Annotated in this window: 2 protein-coding genes; one reads left to right on the top strand and one right to left on the bottom strand. The window is 43.7% G+C overall.

Going from position 1 to position 1,646, the window contains the following annotated elements; all coding sequences use genetic code 11:
• The coding region (locus tag QZY09_RS20545) for a hypothetical protein (protein ID WP_295675538.1) at positions 1-390 on the top strand (390 nt) is incomplete at its 5' end.
• Between the two features lie 142 nt (positions 391-532).
• Here the strand turns inward: QZY09_RS20545 and QZY09_RS20540 are convergent.
• The coding region (locus tag QZY09_RS20540) for a hypothetical protein (protein ID WP_295675536.1) at positions 533-1,646 on the bottom strand (1,114 nt) is incomplete at its 5' end.

The raw sequence follows: 1,646 nt of genomic DNA, 5'->3' as shown, positions 1-1,646 counted from the left end.
AACTTGTTTTGGCTTATGGCTGTCAAAAAAATCATTCCATTCAATTTTGTTTTTGAATATTTAGAGCCGCTGCCCTATGTGGTGAAGCCGTTTTTTGGATGCCATGGGGTTTATGTAGGCAATAAAATTGTGTTGATTTTGCGCGAGCGGGCCGACCATACTGACGTGAATGGTGTTTGGATAGCTACCACGCATGAACACCATGCAAGTTTGAAAAAGATATTCCCAAGTATGCGAGCGGTTTCGGTTTTGAATGATGGGGCGGGTGAAACTGCGTGGCAAATGATACCGGCTGATGCGAATGATTTTGAATCATCGGTGTTGGAATTGTGCCAGCTGATAAGGCGCAAGGATGAGAGGATTGGGCGGGTGCCGAAGAAGAGGAAGTAATTGTTAATCGTCCAGTTTTTCAAAGCTTATGCTTTGCTGGCCGTGCCTCCATATTTTTTCTTTAAATCATATCGGATATGACCACGTTAGACGTGCTAAAGTTTGAAATTCGTTTTTATATATTACCTATCTGGTTATTTAGCTAGTACCAGGTATTACTGGCTTGATTAAAAATGAGTGTAATGCCACTGAGCGCAGTAATGCCCGCAACCTTGTACCCATAGCTTAAAGATGGACTGATAAGGCTACCATCTGATGTGAAAAGCAGACCCGAAACAGAGGCCTGTGAAAGCGGATTAGGAGAATAATAGCCCTTTAATATGAACCTGAATCCGTTTATAGGGCGTATAGGAAGTGTTATGTTAAAACTATCTACTTGCAGGGTATCGGTAAAAATAATGCCTGTTAGCCCCACGGAACAATTGTAACTACTGTTTGCCACAGCGTTTATTACGGTATCTTTGTATATAATGTTTGAACCTTTTAGGGGTTGCCAATTTGCCAGGCCAGCTGCATCGGAGGTGAGTATTCTACCCGAGGCCTGAGTACCATTCACTAATTTTAATTGAGCAGATAAAGTTGCAGTATCCTCATGTATAATAAATACATTGTTGTGGCCTTCACTGTAATTAAACCCTGTTGAGTCTATTCTTAAATCAATGTCTCTAATGCCCGGGTTTGTCCAAAAGAGAGAATTGTACATTTCTCCGGTAATAGAATCGCGGCCAGCCATTACTGCTGTGTTGACTCCATCCGGCCTTTTTATTCCGATTCCCTCACGGGTTATCCTTTCGCCAAATTCACCGCTCGCACCCCCCCGGCCTATTTCGAATGTATAAGCCTCATTATGCGCCCCTATAGAATAACCGAATAAAAAATCTCCGGACGCGTTGCGAAGCATGCCCATTGATGTGCCCGTACCGAATGGAGGACCAGCATAAAAATCGCCATTTACATGTAACTTACATGAAGGGAGTTGGGTGCCAATACCCACATTATTTGAGGTATCGGTGGCGTAGAGGTTGTGGTTGTTTAATGTCCAATAACCCGAGGAACTGCTGTGTGCGTCACAAAGATTTTTCCAAACTGCCGAAATTGAGTCGAATGCCAAAACGCAACCACTGTCAATATCAAAAACAAGCAGGCCATTGGGCAACGAGGGAATATTGGCGCGTTCGGTAGAGGTCATACGGGGTATAAGCAGACCCTTTGTGTGGGAGTAGATATCAAGCGACGCTGAGGCATTGGGATTGGTT

The organism is uncultured Mucilaginibacter sp. (assembly GCF_903913935.1).
GTDB lineage: Bacteria > Bacteroidota > Bacteroidia > Sphingobacteriales > Sphingobacteriaceae > Mucilaginibacter.
Note: the sequence above shows the minus strand (reverse complement) of the source record. Positions and strands in the feature narration are given on the sequence as shown.